The sequence below is a fragment of the Sinomonas sp. G460-2 genome (genome assembly GCF_047759905.1).
GTDB lineage: Bacteria > Actinomycetota > Actinomycetes > Actinomycetales > Micrococcaceae > Sinomonas.
In genome coordinates, this window is sequence record NZ_JBKZWT010000053.1 from 1 (window position 1) to 18,450 (window position 18,450).

The following is an 18,450-nucleotide window of genomic DNA, read 5'->3' on the forward strand; positions in this document are numbered from 1 at the left end:
GGTTTGCCACCCCGGGCGTGACCCTTTGACGTTTCGGCGCGGCGCGGGTCTCGCGGCCCGGGCGAGGTCACGCGACGCCATGAAAGTCGGCGGGAATGAACCCGGGGCCTAAAGTAGTTGACGCATCACAGAAACGCCGACCCCCGGCGTGACACGCTCAACGAAGGAGAGCCCCCTTGGCCGAGAAGACCATCCTGACCCTCGTCGGCAGCCTGCGCGCCGAGTCCGTGAACAGCAAGTTCGCGGAGATCGCGGCATCGACCGCGCCCGAAGGCACGCAGGTGACCACGTTCACGGGCCTCGAGGAGATCCCGTTCTACAACGAGGACCTCGACGTCGAGGGCCAGGTCCCGGCCAAGGCCGCCGAGCTCCGCGCGGCCGTCGCCGCCGCGGACGGCGTCCTCTTCGTCTCCCCCGAGTACAACGGCACAATGCCGGCCGTGCTCAACAACGCGATCGACTGGATCTCCCGCCCGTTCGGCCAGAGCGCCGCGACCGGCACGTTCGCCGCGGTCATCGGGACCTCCGCCGGCCAGTACGGCGGACTGTGGAGCCACGACGACATCCGCAAGTCCCTCAAGATCGCCGGCGCGACCGTGCTCGACGACGCCAAGTTCGCCGTCGGCGCCTCGTACCAGCGCTTCGCGGCCCTCGAGCCGCAGAACGACGCCGAGGTCGTCGAGGGCATCCGCTCGGTCGTCGCGACCCTCGTCGCAGCGGAGCAGCCCGTCGCCGAGCTAGCCGCCGCGAACTGATCGCCCACTGACCAGTTCTCGCCGTCTCACCCAAGCGGAAACGGCGCCGCGGGCCATGGCGGGCCGTCACGCGCCGTCCTACGCTGGAAAGCGGGGACCGCAGAACAGCCGCCAGACAAATCGAGGTGATCGGCGATAATGTCAAGCTTCGCAGGCATCGAGGGCGACGAGGATCGCGTCCACAGCGAGGCGCCCGCCGAGGGTGATTCCGAGCTCGACGCCACCGAGATCCGTGCCCATTCCGAGGATCCGGCAGAGGGCGCGGACGAAGACGAGAACTGAAACGGACGACGGCGGGTGACCACCCGCCGTCGTCCGTTCGCGTTAATGCGAGGGTCGCCGCGCTCCAGACCGGTTGTTAGTTGTCAATCAGTCGCTACCGCGGCGCGTCGCGGCCGACACCCAGATCGCGCCCGAAGAAGCGGACAGAAGCGCGGCATGACCCCCTCTAGCGCACCGCGCGGCTCGGGATGCCGCGCCAACGCGTCGCCGCCGGCAGTTCCTCGCCCTTCATGACGAGGGAGAGCGGATCGACCGCGGTGCCGGCCCCGACGCGGGTGTCGTAGAGCACCACCGAGCGGCTCCCTACGCTCACGCCACGCTCAAGCTCGATCGTGGACATCTTCATGACCCGGTCCTCGAAGAGGTGGGTCTGGAGCGAGGTGTTGGGATCGACCGCGACGTCGTCGCCGATGTGGACGAGGTCGAACTCGGTCAAGAACGTGGTCGAGATGCACGTGCGCTTCCCCACGTGCGCGCCGAACAGCCGCAGCATCGGACCCATCCACGGCGTGCCCGTGAGCCACACGAACAGCCCCGGCACGGCGGCGGCCTCGTACAGCGCCGTGATGAGCTCGGTGCGGCGCACGAACCGACCCCACAGCGGCTCGACGCGCGGACGGTAGCGCCCCACCACGAGCCACTTGAGTGCGGCGACGGTCAGCACGGTCGCAAGGCCGACCCCGAGGACGATCAGCGGAGCCACAAGAAGGGTAGCGAGGTGATGCCCCTGCCGGGCCACGGCCGCACCCAGGAGCATGCCGCCGAAGGAGGCGATGCCGACGATCGAGCTCGGAAGCACAATCCGGATGTACTCGATGACATATCGCTCGAACACGCGCCACCGCGTGGGGCGGTAGGTGAGCTCGTCACCGAACGCCTCGCTCTCCTGGCGCCGGGGAAGGCGCATGGCCGGCGAGCCGAGCCAGTCGGTGCCGCGCGGGACCCCGCTGACCGGGGCCATGCTGTGCACGCCCACGAGCGCCGACTCCCCCATCTTCGTTCCGGAACGCAGCAGCGCGGCGTTGCCCACGAACGAACGGTTGCCGACCTCGGTCAGGCCCAGGCTGACGTACCCGTTCCGGTAGGTCGCGCTGCCCACCGCCGCCATGTCCGCGATGAAGCTCTCCGTGCCGAGGACCAGCAGGTCCGGGTCCAGATGCGCTGCGGTGGACACCTCGGACCGCCTGCCCACCTTCGCGCCCAGGAGCCGCAGCCACGGCACGGTGTAGAGGGTCGCGTACATCGAGTTCGTGGCCGAGAGGCTCATCTGGAGGAGCTTGTCCGCGAACCACTTGCGGAGTCCGAACGTCGAGGCCACGGCGTGCGTTCCGGCCGGGGTCTTCGGGAGCGCGAGCTTCTTGCCGAGCAGCACCACGGCGCACGTCGTCACGGTGTAGACCGGGCCGAGGAGCGCGATCGCGCCGAGGCCCGCCCAGAGGCCGCCCGTCTCGTAGGCCCACGCCGCGAACGCCGCTCCGGGCGCGAGAGTGGCGAGGGCCAGCACCTCGAGGAACAGGTAGCCAGCCACGAAGCCCGCGTGATGTCCTGCGGTCCAGCCCCGGGCGGGCCGCTCCCGTCCGCCGAGCTCGGCAAGCAGCGCGTCCGGTTCGGTGGCCCGGGAGGCCGGGGAGCCCGACCATTCCTCGCGGGCCGGAATGAGCTGCCCCTCCGCGGCGAGCGACATGTCCGCGAGGAGTGCGCCGTAGCCGAGCTCGGAGCCCGCCTGGAGCACGGCGTTCGCGCCGATGAAGGCGTGGCTTCGAACGGTGATGGGCTTGATCGTCACCCAACCGTGCTCAACGTGGAACGGGAGCAGCTGGGCGTTGTAGCCGACGCTCACCTCGTCGCCGATGTAGAGCATCGACGGCAGCGCGAGGCTCGCGGTCGCGATGTGGCAGTTCTTGCCGACGCTCGCGCCGAGGAGCCGCAGATAGGGGGCCATGAGCGGCGAGCCGGAGAGGAGGTTGAGCGGCGCGAAGGAGGTCAGCGCCCGGATGGTCCAGACGCGGAGGTAGGTCCACCCCCAGAGCGGATAGTGCCCGGATCTCAGGCCCCACGAGAGGAGACGCACGCCAACTACGGGGATCACTGCGCGGCTCACGATGAGGCTCACCATGACCGACGTTGCGAGCTCGACGTAGTTCAGCTTCCCGCCTGCCCCACCGAGGACGACGGCGGTCGGCGCACCCACCGCGAGCAGCAGGGCGTACACGACGACGAGCTGCGCGAGCCCGGCGCCGAAGACCCGCCGCGACGAGTGGGTGATGGACTCGGGACGGTGCTCCGCGACGAGGGAGGCCCGCGACGACTCGGCGCCCGCGGCCTCGAGCATGTGCGCGAGCTGCCGCACCGTGGGGTGCGCGTAGATGTCCGCGATCGAGACCGACGCTGCGAAGTCCGTCTCGCGCAGGAGGGAGGCGGCTTGGGCGGCGAGAAGGGAGTGCCCGCCGAGCTCGAGGAAGAAGTCGGCGGTCACCGAGAGCTCCTCGGCCTCCATGCCGAACGCCTTCGCCCACACCGCGCCGACCTTGCGCTCGAGCGCGGTGCCGGCGGTCGCGTGCGACGACGACGCCCGGACAAGGCGCGAGCCCTTCGGCTTGGGAAGGGCCTTCTTGTTGATCTTTCCGCTCGGCATGAGCGGCAGGTCCGTCAGGACCTCGAGGAAGCCCGGCACCATGTACGAGGGCAGGCGGTCGCGCAGCTGCTCGCCGATGCGGTTCCTGAGCTCCGCGTCGTCCTGCTCCGCGTCGTCCTGCTGCGCGCCCTTGAGCGTCACGTAGGCGACGAGCTCGGGGTCGCCGTGGTCCATCTGCTGGAGGTTCACCGCGGCGGCGGCCACGGCGCGGTCGTTGAGGATCACGCTCTCGATCTCGCCGAGGTCCACGCGGTGGCCTCGGATCTTGACCTCGCTGTCGGCGCGGCCGAGGTACTCGATCTCGCCGTCCTCGGTGAAGCGGCCCAGGTCGCCGGTCCGGTAGAGCCGCCCGCCGGGGACGCTCGGGTCCGTGAGGAAGCGGTCCGCGGTCTGCTCCGGGCGGTTGATGTAGCCCCGCGCGACGCCGGGGCCGCCGATGCAGATCTCGCCGACCTCGCCGTACAGGACCGGCTCGCGGTCCTCGTCGAGGATGCTGATGTGGTAGGTCGGCAGCGGCCGGCCGATGGTCACGGTCCGGCCGGGAAGGAGCTCGCCCCACGTCGCCGTCACGGTGCCCTCGGTGGGGCCGTACGTGTTCAGCATGCGGCGCGTCGGGGTGGACCAGCGCTCGACGAGTTCGGCCGGGCACGCCTCGCCGCCGACCAGGAGACCGCGGATGAGCGGAAGATCCCGATCGATCGTCGCGAGGACGGTCGGCACGCAGTAGAGCACGGAGATGCGGCGCTCCCCGAGGAAGTCGGCCAGGCCGGAGCCGAGTCGGCGGGAGTCGGTGGGGCCGGCCACGAGGGTCGCGCCGACGGCCCACGTAGGCCAGACCTCTTCGATGGAGAAGTCGAACGCGAGCGTCATGCCCTGGTAGACGCGGTCCGTGGGGCGCACGTCGTACACGCCCGGCACGATGTTGATGAAGTTGCAGATGCTCGACTGCGCGACCTCGACGCCCTTGGGGCGTCCCGTGGAGCCCGAGGTGTAGATGATGTACGCGCTCGGGTCGGTGTCGCGATGGTTCGGGAGGGTTGGGAGGCTCGGGCGGGACGCCGGGTGGGAGGCGACCTCTTCGCTCACCGCGTCGAGGTCGAGCGCGGGGCACGCGACCTCGGCGCGCGCCGCGCGCAGCTCCGAGGCGGAGATCAGGAGCGCGAGGCCGGAATCCTCCGAGACGTACGCGACGCGGTCCGCGGGGGACGCGGGATCGATCGGCACGAACGCGGCGCCAGCCTTCTGTGCCGCGAGGAGCGCGACGTACAGCTCGACCGAGCGGTTGAGGAGCAGACCAACGCGGGAGCCCGGTCCCACTCCCGCCGCGAGGAGGTGATGCGCGAGCTGGTTGGCCCGCGCGTCGAGCTGGGCGTACGTGAGGCTGATCCGCTCGCATTCGAGCGCAATGGCCGCCGGCGTGGCATCGCACGCCGCTTCAAAGTAGTGATGCAACCGGCTCAGCGGGGGCCGGTCCGGTTCCGCCTGCCAGTCAGCGGGGCTGAGGATGAGCCCCTGAGTCAAATCAGTTGTTTCTTCGGTCGTGGCCATCGAGAAGCAACTCCTGCCGCGTCGTCTCGGACATTCGTCTGGTGGGCGATGGGTTGGGGAGAACCCGTTAACGTCACCGAAACGATCTCGCGCAGGGTTACCGAAGAGACCGATCTTTATAGGTTCTTTACAGCCGTCAAGGAAGAATTCACGGGCGCTTTCGCGTAAAGTTCACCCGATATTCACGGCCTCCGGCGGGGCGTCAGACCTTGGGGGCCGCCGCCTGCGACAGCCGGGCGAGACCCTTTTCGAAGTCCTTGCCGACCATCTTGTCCATGTTCATGAACATCGAGAAGAACTTCGCGGCGCCCTGCGGCTCTCCGGTCATCGACCAGGTGACCCGCGTCCCCCCGGACTGGGGTTCGAACGTGAAGCCGGTCGGGTTGACGGCCTTGAAGGGCTTGACGAATTCGAGGCGAATCCGGACGCTGTTCGGCTCGGTGGAGTCAAGAATTTCCATGGTGCCGGCGCCGGCCTTGCGATTGCCGTGCCACTCATAGCGCGCGCCCGGGCCGGCGTCCGGGCCCGAGTAGCTGCGCTGGAGTGCGGGGTCGAGGTCCTCCCAGGGGGACCACTCGGTCCACTTCCGGAAGCTGTTGACGTAGGGGAAAATCTGCTCCGGCGGGGCCGGAATGAAGGCGCTGCGAGTGATGGTATAAGCAGACATAACCACATGGTAGGTCCCGAACGGTCCGTGGACCCGAGACCGCGCGGTCCAATACTCGAAGCAACAAAGGGTGCATATTTGGAAACATCGCGCTACCCTGAGTGAGTGACTTCACAGGACACCGCCGTCGAACTGACCGCCGAGACGCAGACCGCGCTGGAGCGCGCTGAGGCCAGCCACCGCCACGAGGCGCTCTTCTCCGAACGCGCCCACAACATCAAGCAGTCGGCCGTCCGCGACGTCTTCGACATCTCGATCCGTCCGGGCCTCGTCTCCCTCGCGGGCGGCTCGCCGAGCCTGTCCAATCTCCCGCTCGACCTCGTCGCGGACACGGCCTCGCGCGTGATCACCGAGCACGGCATGACGGCGCTCCACTACGGCGGCGGCAAGGGTACCGAGGAACTCCGCCAGCTCATCTGCGAAATCATGGCGGAGGAGGGCATCGTGGGCGCCTCGCCGGACGACGTCGTGGTCACCACGGGCTCGCAGTCCGCGCAGGACATCGCGGCCAAGGTGTTCTGCAACCCCGGCGATGTGGTGCTCGCCGAGAACCCCACGTACGTCGGCGCGCTCAATACGTTCGAGGCCTACCAGGTCCACGTCGAGCCCATCGAGATGGATGAGAACGGCCTCATCCCCGAGGAGCTCGAGCGGCGCATCGCCGAACTCGAGGCCGCCGGCAAGCGCATCAAGCTCCTCTATACGATCCCGAGCTTCAACAACCCCTCCGGCATCACGCTCGCGGCGGAGCGCCGGCAGCGCGTCGTCGAGATCTGCCGTGAGCACAACATCCTCGTGCTCGAGGACAACCCGTACGGCATGCTCCGTTTCGACGGGCACCCCCTCACGCCGCTGCGCGCCGACAACCCCGACGACGTCATCTACTGCGGCTCCTTCTCGAAGATCTTCTCCCCCGGCGTCCGGCTAGGCTGGGCCCTCGTGCCGAAGCATCTCTACCGCCGCTTCTACCTCGCGGCCGAGGCCGTGGTGCTGTGCCCGTCATCGCTCACCCAGCTCCTCGTGACGGAGTTCTTCCGCACGTTCGACTGGCGCGGCTACCTCGCCGAGTCCCGCGCGGTGTACGCCGAGCGGTGCGCGGCGATGCTTCAGGCCCTCGCCGAATACTTCCCCGCCGAGGCGCGATGGACGACGCCGGAGGGCGGCTTCTTCGTCTGGGTCACCCTTCCCGAGGGGATCGACACGTACCCCCTGCTGTATCAGGCGATCGACGCGGGCGTCGTGTTCATCCCGGGAGCCGCGTTCACGCCGTCGGACGTTCCGAGCAACAAGCTCCGGCTAGCGTTCAGCGGCGTGGCCCCCGAGCAGATCCGCGAAGGCGTGCGGCGCCTCGCGCCGGTCGTCAAGGCGGCCGTGGAGCCGGCTACCCACTAGCGGAGCAGACGCAGGCTAACGCCCTCGCCGTCCAAAGGTCAGGTCCCGTGGGTTTCGACCCACGGGACCTGAGCCTTGGAGGGGTGCTTGACACCTTTGAAGGGGTGCCTGACGCGTGCTACCCGCCGATGGCGGTTAGCGCGTTCACTTGGCCCTTGCCGCTGAACGAGTTGCTGCCCGCGCCGCCCTGGCAGACTTGCGGTGCACCGTTGTCGACGGCCGGGAACGGCGCGTACATCGCGGTGTCAGGGCACGCCAGCGGATCGGCCGTGGCCGTGATCCGCGCCGCGACGGCGCCCGGCGAGGTCACGCCCGAGCTCACCACGAGGGCCGCGACGCCGGCCACGTGTGGCGAGGCCATCGACGTTCCCTGCAGGTAGCAGTAGGTCGCGCCCGAGGCGTCGAAGACCTTGCGGCGGCACGAGTTGATGAGCGACGCCGGCCACGTCGAGAGCACGCGCCCGTTGGGTGCCGCGGCCGTCTTCTGCAGGATCGAGTCGCCGCCCGGAGCCATGACCTGGGTGACGCCCACTCCGTAGTTCGAGTAGAACGACTTGAACTCCTTGTTGCCGTCCGCGCTCACGCCGATCACTCCGGGCACCTCGGCCGGGACGACGGCGCACGCGTTCGTGATCTCGCGCGTCACGGGCGTCGTGTTGTCCGGACTCGTGACGTCCTGGGTCGGGTGGGCGAGGTCGTCGGAGGCGTTGCCGAGGGCCGCGACCACCGTGGTGCCCTGCTGCTGCGCGAACCGGATGGCCCGGCGCTCCGCCTCCCAGATGGCACGCTGGCCGGGATCGTTCTTGCAGTTGAAGAGCCAGGGATCCGCGAAGTAGCTGTTGTTGGTCACCTGGATGCCGTGCTCCCCGGCCCACATGAAGGAGCAGACCACGGCCTCCGGGAAGAAGAATCCGGCCGCGTCGCCTGCCTTGATGCCGGCAAGCTTGACGTTCGGCGCCACGCCCACGATCCCGGTTCCGTTCTTCGCCGCCGCGATCGTCCCGGCAGTGTGCGTGCCGTGGCCGTTGTCATCCATCCACGCCCCCGGGGTCTGGTTCGGCACCCCGCCCACGCACGAGACGCTCCGCGAGAAGTCGACGTTCGGCGCGAGGTCGGAGTGCGTGAAGTCGAGCCCCGTGTCGATGTCCCCGACCACCACGGAGGCGCTGCCGCCGCTCAGGGCGTGCGCCTCGGGCGCGTGAATCTGGTTCATGTCCCACTGCAGCCCGGAGAGGCTGTCAGCGCCTGGCGCGGGCGTGGGCGGCGTAACCGGATCCGTGGCGTCCGTCGTCGTCGCGTCTTCCTTGAGCGAGACCCCGAACGACGCCGTTGCTGCCGCCCCCTGCACGCTCGGATCGGCGGCCTGGAGCGCGGCGGCAAATCCCGACGACCCGGACGAGACGACTGCCACGCCGATCTTCGCGTAGTCCTGGACGACCGTTCCGCCGGCCCGGATGATCGCGTCCCGCGACGCTCCCGCGGCGCTTCCGCCGGATTTGTAGAGGACCAAATAGGTCTGGGCTGGCCCTGACGCGGTATCGGCCGCGACCGGTCCCATGGTTGCCGTCGTGACCGTGGCCGCGAGGGCCACCGCCGCGACGGGCGCCAAGATGCGAGTGAGATGTTGCATGAACGGCTCCTTCTCCCCCGAGAGCGGTCTCCCCACCCCCGGGATAGATCCTGTCCGTTCCCCGGGCGCGTTCGCCGAGGGGAAGCCAGAGGCGGCTCCCTCGGTGATCGGTCCCCCTGACCAGGCCGTGGATGCGCACCCCCGCGCAAAGATTAGTGGCGTAGATCACATTTGCGGAAGGAGTCAGCCCGCCGGCTGTCTAAACTTCCGCCGGGCAAGTGCAGCGCGGCCGGCCGGGCGCAGTTCCGCCAGGTTTTACCCCCTTAGCTCCACCAAGCCGGCGTATCTGCACGAAGTCGGCGTCTCGGGGCGGATTCGGCGCGTTACTCGCTCCGCTCGTACACCCAGGGCAGCGAGCTCATCTGCAGCCGATGCCGCGCGGGCCCCATCGCGGCCTCGTTGCCGTACTGCGCGTCCCCCGCCCACAGCACGGCCTCGATCTGCCCGTCCCCGGCGAAGAGCTGGAGGCTCGCGTACAGTTCGGGAGCCCTCGACGCGGCGTCCGCGATCGCGAGCGCGGCCGTCTCGGCACCGAGGAGCCCGTGCAGGGTCACCCACGTGGGCGGGAACAGGACCATCTCCCCTGCACCATGGCGTTCGAGGGCGACGGCGGGCGTCACCCACGCGTACGCGACGTGCTCGCCGTCGTTGAGCACCACGTCCCCGCCCGGATCGGCAGCCACGAAGAACCACGTACGGAGGCGCTTCTCCGCCCGCTGCGGCGGGACCCACACGGAGAGCCCCACGAGCGCGTCCTCGGTCAGCCGGAGCCGCGTCTCCTCGCGGGTCTCGCGGACCGCGGCCCGGCGCACGGCGAGGGGCGCGTCGTGTGGCGAGGCGCCGGCGTCGTCCGCGCGTGCTGTGCCCACCGCGTTGGCTGTACCTCCCGCGCGTGCTGCACCTGTCCCCTCGACGGCCCCGATGAGCCCATCCTCGGGGTCCACGGTCCCGCCGGGGAACGCCCACGCCCCCGCGAACGAGCCGCGCCCGTGCCGCTCGAGGAGGAGCACCTCGACGCCATCTGGTCCGTCGCGGAGGATGACGACGGTCGCGGCGTCGCCGTGGAGGGGACCGGTCTCAGGCATGAACCCAGTATGGCGCTGACGGGCGCTAAAGGGATCGAAGGCGGCCGGGATCGGAACTGATCCAGCGGGCCCCCTCTGCCTCGAGAACGTCGCGCACGTGAGGGCTGCTGCGGGACGAGCGTTCGGGCGTGACGAACACCCACGGCTCGAGCCCCTGCAGCTTGGAGAACAGGAACGCCCCGACGAGGGAAAGGTCGTTGAGCGTCCGTTCGAAGAACGTGGGGCCGTAGTGCAGATCCGGATCGTATTTGAACGCCGATTGGTCGAGGAGCCCGCGATAGTCTTCCGGATCCCCGAAGAGTTCCGCGATCGTGGGCCGCACGCCGCCATGCACCACGAATCGATTCCTGAGCTCCTTCATGCGGTAGATCAGGTTGATCGTCTCGGGCTCCAGGACCGCGCGGACTCTCAGATCGTCCTTGACCCGCTTGGAGAGGATGATCTTGTCCACGAGCACGTTCTTGGCCGCCCCCTCGCTCAGGCGGTGGGCCCACGCGAGGTGCTTCATGTACAGCTCGATGACCTTGAAGAATTCGATGATCGCGCTCTCTGGGTCGGAGAGCAGCGCATAGCCACGGGACAGAGTGAAGCAGGCCTGGATCTGATAGGGGCTGTTGGACCTCTCGAGGCGATGGACCGCGTCAAGGACTTCCTGCGAAGGCCGGAATTCCGGCGCCTCGTCGGGGGAGGGCGCAACCGAGAACCCGAGCCCGTTCGGAGACCGTTCAATCAGTCCCACCCCCTCGTACACGGCCAGGAGGGCGAGCGCGACGGAGAGCCGCTTGAAGGCGCCCTTCCGGTCGAGTTCCTCGCCCACCCGCAGCACCACCGAACCCGCGCCGTCGCCGCCGAGATCCAGCCCGTAGACCGGGAACGCCAGGCCTGGCGAGGAAGCGGGAACCAGAGGGAACGTATAGGCATAGCTCCGGGCCATGCCTCAATTCTGAGGGAGTCGCTCCCCGCGAAGGGACTCCCTCCCCGGAGGGACCCGCGCAGCGGCGGTCGTACGCTAGAAGGCGTGCTTCTTTCCCGCCGCGACTTCCTCCGCGCCACCACGGCGACCGCCGTTCTCGGGCCAACCGTCGCCGCGACAGTGTCCTCGTGCGCGGCCCCCGAGAGCGTCCCGGCGGTGCAATTCGGCACGCCGCTGCGCGTCCCGCCGCTCGCCGACTCGAAGCTCGAGGGCGGCGTGCGCGTCTTCTCGCTCGTCCCGCAGGCCGGGAAGCACGAGTTCATCCCCGGCAAGCCTGCCGATTCGATGGGCTACAACGGCGGCTACCTCGGGCCGACCCTGCGCGCGGCCCGCGGCGAGCGCGTGCGCGTCGACGTCCGCAATCAGCTCTCCGACGCGACGACCGTCCACTTCCACGGCATGCGGCTCCCCGCCGCGGACGACGGCGGCCCCCACCAGATGATCGACCCCGGCGGTGTCGGCTCGCCCGCGTGGGCCATCTCGCAGCCAGCCGCGACGCTCTGGTACCACCCACACCCGCACGGCAGCACCGAGAAGCAGCTCTCGATGGGCCTCACGGGCCTGTTCATCGTGGACGAACCCGGCGGGCCCGAACTCCCCCATACGTACGGCGTGGACGACGTCCCCGTGATCGTCCAGGACCGCCGCCTCGACTCGAACGGCCAGCTCACGCTCGACTCGAACGGCAACTCGCTCGGGACCCTGGGCAACTCGATCGCGGCGAACGGCGTGCTCGGCGCGGCCCTCAAGGTCACGACCGAGCGCGTGCGGCTCCGGCTCCTCAACGCGAGCGGCGGGCGCTGGTTCAACTTCGGCTTCGCGGACGGGCGCACCTTCCACGTCGTCGCGTCCGACGGCGGCCTGCTCGCCGCTCCCGCGCCCGTCACCCGGGTGCAGCTCTCGCCCGCGGAGCGCGCCGAGATCGTCGTCGGGCTCGCGGCGGGCGAGCAGGTCATGCTGCGCTCGTTCGCCCCAGAGCTCGGCTCAGTCAACCCGCCCGACGCCTTCGGCGGCGGCAAGGACTTCGACGTCCTGCGGCTTGACGCGGCGGCGAGCCTCGCGCCGTCGCCCGCGCTTCCGGCGACGCTTGCGGCGATCCCGGCCCTCGAAGTCTCGAACGCCCACATCCGCAGCTTCACGCTCAACGGCCACAACATCAACAACCACACGATGGACCTGAACCGCGTCGACGAGGTCGTGAAGAAGGGCGCCACGGAGGTCTGGCTCGTGGACAACACAAACGTGTACCAGCACAATTTCCACGTCCACGGGGTCCAGTTCCAGCTCCTCGACGTCAATGGGAACCCACCGCTGGCACACCTGCGCGGCTGGAAGGACACGATCCCCCTGCTCCCGCGGGATCGCAGCCGGATCGCCATCGCCATGCCCGACTACGCCGACATCCAGCACCCGTACATGTACCACTGCCATCTGCTCGCGCACGAAGATCAGGGCATGATGGGCCAATACCTCGCGACCGAGGACGGCACCGGACCGTCGAAGCTCGTCATGGACGGGATGCAGATGTAGCGGTGGGCAAGACCCGGTACGGTTCGACTGGTAACGCACTCTTCCCTCTCAAAGGAGCAGCATGTCCGTCGTCGTCACCGCCGTTTTCCACCCCGCCGAGGGCCAGCGCGAGCAGCTCGTCGAGGCCCTGCGCGCCACGATTCCGGGCGTCCACGAGGAGGACGGCTGCCTCCTCTACGCGATCCACGACGCCGCGGACGGCACGATCACGATGATCGAGAAGTGGACCTCCGCCGAACACCTCGACGCGCACTCGAAGGGGACCGCGGTCGCGGCCCTGCGCGACGCGGTCGACCCGTTCGTCGCCAAGCCGGCCACCGTCACGACCATGACGGCGATCGAGGCCGGCAGCGCGGAGCAGGGCGCGCTGTAGAGGCGCTGCGAATCACGGGCGGCCCGGGGTTAGCCCAGGCGGATCATCGTCCAGCTCACCGGGGGAAGCTCCGCGGTGAGCCGGCCGCCGTCGTACGCTGCGCCGTCGAGGGGTGCGGGCAGCACCGAAGTGCTGTCCTGCTCGGTCGCGTGCCACAGCGGGTCCTCGTTCGTGAACGTGACCGCCTCGAGGAGCCCGAGGCCAGCGAACGCGCTGAGGTCCGCGTCCAGCCGGAGCGGCTCGGCGGTGCTGCGGTTGACCGCGAAAAGCGTGACGTGGCCGGTCTCGGGGTCGTGCGTCGCGACCGCTGAGAGCGCGGGGACCTCGCCGTGCTCCGGTGTGACGTACCGCGGCGACTCCACCGCGAGCTGGAGCACGTCGCCGCGCGCGTGGGCCGAGGTGAGCGCGAACGGATGGAACGTGGTCTGCTTCCAGGCCGCGCCGCCCGGGGCCGTCATGATCGGGGCGATCACGTTGACGAGCTGCGCGAGCGACGCCGAGTGCACGCGGTCGGTGTGGCGCAGGAGCGTGATGAGCAGATCGCCCACGACCACGGCGTCCGCGACCGTGTAGAGATCCTCGAGCAGCGCAGGCGCCTCCGGCCAGTCGGTCCCGCTCGGGATCGGCGTGCGCGGGCTGCCCATGTGCCAGACGTTCCACTCGTCGAAGGAGATGTGGACGTCCTTCGAGGTCTTCTTGACGCTCTTGACGTGGTCGATGTGGGCCACGATGTCGCCGATGAACTGGTCCATGACGGCCCCGGCGGCGAGGTGGTCCTCGAGCACGCCCGAGTTCTCGAAGTACTGGTGCGCGGAGATGTAGTCCACCATGTCATAGGTCTCAGTCAGAACTGCGCGCTCCCACTCGCCGAACGTCGCCATGCGCGGCCCCGAGCTGCCGCACGCGACGAGGCGCAGGGTGTCGCCGGCGACCATCCGCATCGCGCGAGCCGTCTCGGACGCGAGCCGCCCGTATTCCTGCGCAGTCTTGTGGCCGATCTGCCACGGACCGTCCATCTCGTTGCCGAGGCACCAGAACGTCACGTTGTGCGGTTCCTCGGAGCCGTTCTTGCGGCGGAGGTCGGAGAGCGCCGTCCCGCCCGCGAGGTTGCAGTACTCGAGGACGTCCACCGCGTCCTGCACGCCACGGGTGCCGAGGTTGACGGCCATCATCGGCTCGACGCCGGCCTTGCGGCACCAGTCCATGAAGTCGTCGAGGCCCACGTGGTTCGTCTCGGTCGAGTGCCACGCGAGGTCCAGGCGCACGGGGCGCTCGTTCTTGGGCCCGATGCCGTCCTCCCAGCGGTAGCCCGACACGAAGTTCCCGCCCGGGTAGCGGACGGTGCTCACGCCGAGCTCGCGCGTCAGGTCGAGCACGTCCCCGCGCCAGCCGGCCTCGTCGGCGGTCGCGTGGCCGGGCTCGTAGATGCCGGTGTAGACGCAGCGGCCGAGGTGTTCGACGAACGAGCCGAACGTCTCGCGCCGCACGGGGCCGACGACGAACGCCGGGCTCGCGGTGAGGCTCGCGGTGAGGCTCGCGGTGAGGCTCGCGGTGAGGCTCGCGGTGAGGCTCGCGGTGGCGGCGGTGGCTGCGGTGGCTGCGGGTTGGGTGTCAGAGGGTGCCATGTCTTCTCCGGGTCTTGAGGTCGTAGGCTTCTTACAACGTTGTAAAGCTATGCTGTCGCGATCATCGGCAGGCAGTCAACCCCCGTCTCGGTTCCTTCCTGCTCAGTTGGGCCATCGACTCCGGACCGAATTCGGCGTGGCGGCACGTGGCACGCCGCGTCGAGGGTTCCAAACTGAGCAGGAAGGGACGCCCTAGATCAGCTGTCGAGGGCGAAGAGGCGCCAGGTAGCGGTGTGGGAGGCGCCCGGCTCGAGGCGGATCACGTCGGTTCCGCTCGTGAAGGCGTCGGGAGGGCACGTCATCGGCTCGACCGCGAGGCCGAGCCGATTCGGGGCCGGCGGGAGCTTGTCGGCCGTGTGGACCTGGATCCACGGGCACGCCCGGTCCCATGCCATCCCCACGCCGGTCCCGCGCGCCGGGTCTCGGAGCAGGACGCGCGCGGCGCCGTGGTCGTCGAACGCGATGCCCGTGAACGCGTGGTCGATCTGCGTCACGCCGAGGGGCCGCGGCGCGCGGAAATCGAACGCGTGGCCCGCCACGGGCCGCTCGCCGACGGGCAGGAGCCTGCCGGGGGTGACGTCGAGGTACGTGTCCGCGGGGAGCTCGAACACCCACTCGTCGAGGGGCGATTCGCCCGCCACGAGGTACGGGTGCGGGCACACCCCGTACGGCGCGGCCTCTCCCCCGGCATTCACGGCCCGCACCTCCCATGTAAGGCCGCCGGCCTCCGGCGATGCCCCGCCGTCGAGCGCGTAGCGTGCCTCGAGCCGCACGGCGAACGGGTATCCCGGCTCCGCACCTGAGTCGGACCCGTCGGAATCGGGCCCGCCGAGCTCGAGCGCGAGGGTCACCGAGCGCTCGTCAGCCCGGACGAGCGACCACTCCCGCGTGAACGCGAAGCCGTGCAGGGCGCAGCCCCGCTCGGGTTCGTTGAGCGGCACGAGGTGAGTGGCGCCGTTGTACGTGTAGCGCCCGTCGGCGAGCCGGTTCGGCCACGGCGCCGCGATGATCCCGCGGTAGTCCGGGATCGGCCCGCCCTCCGCGAAGGGGACCACGAGGTCGCGCCCGCGGAACGTGAGCTTCCGCAGCGCGCCGGCGTGCGCCGTGACGACGGCGGCATAGTCGCCGGAGCGGAGCTCGAACTCGCGGGGCACTGCACTGCGTTCCACGCGATCCGGAGCAACCTGTTCGGATTCCATTGATCTCCTTCACGAAGCGCGCCGTCGCGGCCGCCATTGTCAACGTTCACAGTCTGGTGCATCAGCGCGAAATCCTCGAAGCCCTGCCCAGACTGCGGTCCTTGCCCGGCCCAGGGTTCCCCGGCTCAGATCTCCGGCCCACGTCCCCTGCTCAGATTCCTTGCGCCAACCGGTAGTAGGCGGCGTTCCATTGGAGTTCGCGGGCGAAGCCGCGGACGGTGGTGTCCTGGTCGATGACGAGGAGTTCGGTGCCGGCCATGCGGGCGTAGTCCTCGAAGGCCTCGATGCCCAGGGCGGTGCTCATGACGGTGTGGTGGGCGGCGCCGGCCTCGAGCCACGCGGTGGCGGAGGTGTGGAAGTCGGGGGCGGGCTTCCACACGGCCCGGCCCACGGGGAGCTTGGGCAGCGGGGCGGAGGGCTCGACGACCTCGACCGCGTTGGCGACGAGCCGGAACCTGTCGCGCATGTCAGACAGGGCGACGACGACGGCGGGGCCCGGGTCCGCGGTGAACACGAGCCGCACGGGGTCGTCCTTGCCGCCGATGCCGAGAGGGTGGACCTCGAGGGAGGGCCGGGCGGTGGTCAGCGATGGGCTCACCTCGAGCATGTGGGCGCCGAGGATCCGCTCGGCCCCGGGCGTGAGGTCGTACGTGTAGTCCTCCATGAGCGAGGCCCCGCCGGGCAGGCCCGCGCCCATGACGTTCGCGGCGCGGACCAGGATCGCGGTCTTCCAGTCGCCCTCGGCCCCGAAGCCGTAGCCGGCGGCCATGAGCCGCTGCACGGCCAGGCCGGGGAGCTGGCGGAGGGAGCCGAGGTCCTCGAAGCTCGTGGTGAACGCCCCGAACCCGCCGGCCTCGAGGAAGGAGCGCAGGCCGAGCTCGATCGCGGCGCCGTCGCGCAGGGACTCGTGCCGGCCGCCGCCGCGGCGCAGCTCGGGGGCTACGTCGTAGAGGTCCTCGTACTCGGCGGTGAGGGCGTCGACGTCGGCCGGGTCGGCGCCGTCGACCGCCGCGGCGAGCTCGTTGACGCCCCACGTGTTGACCTGGACCCCGAGCCGGGCCTCGGCCTCGGTCTTGTCCCCCTCGGTCACGGCGACGTAGCGCATGTTGTCCCCGAAGCGGGCGAGCCTGAGCGACCTGGTCGCGGCCCAGCCCGCGGCAGCGCGGGCCCACGTGCCGATCCTCTCGGCGACGCGGGGGTCGCTGACGTGGCCGACGACGGTCTTCCGGGGCACGCCGAGGCGGGACTGGATGTACCCGAACTCGCGGTCGCCGTGCGCGGCCTGGTTCAGGTTCATGAAGTCGAAGTCGATTTCGCCCCACGGCAGCTCGACGTTGGCCTGGGTGTGGAAGTGCAGGAGCGGCTTGCCCAGGGCGGACAGGCCCGCGATCCACATCTTCGCCGGCGAGAACGTGTGCATCCACGCGATCAGGCCGACCACGCGGTCGTCGGCGTTGGCCTCGAGCGCGATCCGCCGGATCGCGTCCGCATCCGTCAGCACGGGCTTCCACACGAGCCGCACCGGCACGGCCGGGGCGTCGCCGAGCTCGCGGGCGATCGCCTGGGACTGCTCGGCGACCCGGGCCAGGGTCTCGGGCCCGTACAGGTGCTGGCTCCCGGTGAGGAACCAGACCTCGTAGGCCTCGAGCGAGGGAGCCCCGGATCGTGCGGACTGCGGGCGGGTGAGTTCAGCGGTCATGGGAGTCTCCAACGAGGGATTCGGGAAGGGGCGGGCAGTAGGGCTCGGCCGTCAGCGGCCGTAGACGTTCTGGTAGCGGGCGTGGAGCGAGGCGATGTGTTCGGGCGCGATCGGCAGCGGCTCGCCGAGCTGCCGGGCAATGTGCACCGTGCGGGCGACCTCCTCGCACATCGCCGCGGCCTTGACCGCGTCCCGCGGCGTCGGGCCGATCGTGAAGGGCCCGTGGTTCTGCATCAGCACCGCGGGCGATGCCGAGCCCCGCAGCGTCTCGACGATGCCGCGGCCGATCGAGTCGTCCCCGATGAGCGCGAACGGGCCCACCGGGATCTCCCCGCCGAACTCGTCGCCCATCATCGTCAGCACGCACGGGATCGGCTCGCCCCGTGCGGCCCACGCCGTCGCGTACGTCGAGTGCGTGTGCACGACTCCCCCGACCCCGGCCAGGTGCCGGTACACGTAGGCATGCGCGGCAGCGTCCGACGACGGCGACAGCCCCGGATTGCCCCACTCACCGCCGTCGGGCCCCGGCAGAGAATCCACGGAAACTCCATGAAGATCCGTCACGACCATGAGCTCCGGGGCCAGGTCCTGGTAGGAAACCCCGGAGGGCTTGATGACCATCAGATCATGCCCCGGGACACGGGCCGAGACATTCCCGGCCGTCCACACCACGAGCCCGTACCGCGTCAGCTCCGCATGCAGCGCGCACACCTCCTCGCGCAGCCGCTCGATCTCGGCCTCGAGCGGGGTCGGGAGCGAAGCGGGGGCGCTCAAGCCGGCACCTCCTCGGAAGCGAGATGCTCGGCGGCCTGATGCTCGGCGGCCCCGCGCTCTGCAGCCAGATGCTCCGCGGCCCCACGCTCAGTAGCCAGATGCTCGCCGACGTTGCCCGCGGTGCCGGGCTCCGCCGTCGTCCGCTCTCCAACCAGCCCCGAGCGCGCGGCGCGCTGGAGGCGCTTGAGCCGGTGCATGGCCTGGCTCGCGCCGCGGCCGAAGTGGTCGTGAAGCTCGCGGTATTCGGCGTACAGCGCCTCGTACGCGGCGACGTTCTCGGGGA

Annotated in this window: 15 protein-coding genes; 5 read left to right on the forward strand and 10 right to left on the reverse strand. The window is 69.9% G+C overall.

All coding sequences use genetic code 11. The features are described from left to right. Positions 1 to 176 precede the first annotated feature (176 nt). Together ACLN58_RS07790 and ACLN58_RS07795 are read left to right on the forward strand one after the other, a co-directional pair. Complete coding sequence (locus ACLN58_RS07790; protein WP_415854695.1) at positions 177 to 755, forward strand: NAD(P)H-dependent oxidoreductase; 579 nt, start codon at positions 177 to 179, stop codon at positions 753 to 755. A gap of 138 nt (positions 756 to 893) precedes the next feature. Next, positions 894 to 1,037, forward strand: coding sequence for a hypothetical protein (locus ACLN58_RS07795; protein WP_415854696.1), 144 nt, complete (start codon positions 894 to 896; stop codon positions 1,035 to 1,037). 166 nt (positions 1,038 to 1,203) lie between these two features. Here ACLN58_RS07795 and ACLN58_RS07800 read toward each other — a convergent pair whose 3' ends face one another. Both ACLN58_RS07800 and ACLN58_RS07805 read right to left on the reverse strand, forming a co-directional pair. Next, complete coding sequence (locus tag ACLN58_RS07800) at positions 1,204 to 5,220, reverse strand: Pls/PosA family non-ribosomal peptide synthetase (protein WP_415854697.1); 4,017 nt, start codon at positions 5,218 to 5,220, stop codon at positions 1,204 to 1,206. A 202-nt stretch (positions 5,221 to 5,422) separates the two neighbouring features. After that, positions 5,423 to 5,887 (reverse strand): SRPBCC family protein, encoded by a 465-nt coding sequence (locus ACLN58_RS07805; RefSeq protein ID WP_415854698.1) that lies wholly within the window; start codon positions 5,885 to 5,887, stop codon positions 5,423 to 5,425. A 105-nt stretch (positions 5,888 to 5,992) separates the two neighbouring features. On the opposite strand from ACLN58_RS07805, the gene ACLN58_RS07810 reads away from it, so the two are divergent. Further along, positions 5,993 to 7,279: a PLP-dependent aminotransferase family protein gene (locus tag ACLN58_RS07810; RefSeq protein ID WP_415854699.1), complete on the forward strand. Its 1,287-nt coding sequence runs from the start codon at positions 5,993 to 5,995 to the stop codon at positions 7,277 to 7,279. Between the two features lie 118 nt (positions 7,280 to 7,397). On the opposite strand, the gene ACLN58_RS07815 is transcribed toward ACLN58_RS07810, so the two are convergent. The 3 genes from ACLN58_RS07815 to ACLN58_RS07825 form a co-directional block, all read right to left on the reverse strand. Next, complete coding sequence (locus ACLN58_RS07815) at positions 7,398 to 8,909, reverse strand: S8 family serine peptidase (RefSeq protein ID WP_415854700.1); 1,512 nt, start codon at positions 8,907 to 8,909, stop codon at positions 7,398 to 7,400. A 323-nt stretch (positions 8,910 to 9,232) separates the two neighbouring features. Next, positions 9,233 to 9,994 carry an NUDIX hydrolase gene (locus ACLN58_RS07820; RefSeq protein ID WP_415854701.1) on the reverse strand — a complete coding sequence of 254 codons (762 nt, stop codon included), beginning with the start codon at positions 9,992 to 9,994 and terminating at the stop codon, positions 9,233 to 9,235. Between the two features lie 25 nt (positions 9,995 to 10,019). Continuing rightward, positions 10,020 to 10,928: a hypothetical protein gene (locus ACLN58_RS07825; RefSeq protein WP_415854702.1), complete on the reverse strand. Its 909-nt coding sequence runs from the start codon at positions 10,926 to 10,928 to the stop codon at positions 10,020 to 10,022. 84 nt (positions 10,929 to 11,012) lie between these two features. Here ACLN58_RS07825 and ACLN58_RS07830 point away from each other — a divergent pair, with 84 nt between their 5' ends. Further along, positions 11,013 to 12,497 (forward strand): multicopper oxidase family protein, encoded by a 1,485-nt coding sequence (locus ACLN58_RS07830; protein ID WP_415854703.1) that lies wholly within the window; start codon positions 11,013 to 11,015, stop codon positions 12,495 to 12,497. Positions 12,498 to 12,558: 61 nt separating this feature from the next. Then, a complete protein-coding gene (locus ACLN58_RS07835) occupies positions 12,559 to 12,870 on the forward strand; it encodes a putative quinol monooxygenase (RefSeq protein ID WP_415854704.1) in 312 nt (103 codons plus the stop codon). Between the two features lie 29 nt (positions 12,871 to 12,899). On the opposite strand, the gene ACLN58_RS07840 is transcribed toward ACLN58_RS07835, so the two are convergent. The 5 genes from ACLN58_RS07840 to ACLN58_RS07860 all read right to left on the reverse strand — a co-directional run. Next, complete coding sequence (locus ACLN58_RS07840; protein WP_415854705.1) at positions 12,900 to 14,495, reverse strand: alpha-N-arabinofuranosidase; 1,596 nt, start codon at positions 14,493 to 14,495, stop codon at positions 12,900 to 12,902. Between the two features lie 197 nt (positions 14,496 to 14,692). After that, positions 14,693 to 15,694, reverse strand: a complete 1,002-nt coding sequence (locus tag ACLN58_RS07845; protein WP_415854706.1) for an aldose 1-epimerase family protein — start codon at positions 15,692 to 15,694, stop codon at positions 14,693 to 14,695. Positions 15,695 to 15,845: 151 nt separating this feature from the next. Beyond that, positions 15,846 to 17,393, reverse strand: coding sequence for an L-arabinose isomerase (gene araA, locus ACLN58_RS07850; RefSeq protein ID WP_415854707.1), 1,548 nt, complete (start codon positions 17,391 to 17,393; stop codon positions 15,846 to 15,848). Positions 17,394 to 17,444: 51 nt separating this feature from the next. After that, the gene (locus tag ACLN58_RS07855) at positions 17,445 to 18,167 is read right to left on the reverse strand and encodes an L-ribulose-5-phosphate 4-epimerase (RefSeq protein WP_415854708.1); all 723 of its coding nucleotides are present in this window, start codon (positions 18,165 to 18,167) and stop codon (positions 17,445 to 17,447) included. Then, positions 18,164 to 18,450 (reverse strand): hypothetical protein (locus ACLN58_RS07860; protein WP_415854709.1); only part of this gene is annotated, 287 nt, incomplete at its 5' end. The genes ACLN58_RS07855 and ACLN58_RS07860, both read right to left, overlap by 4 nt.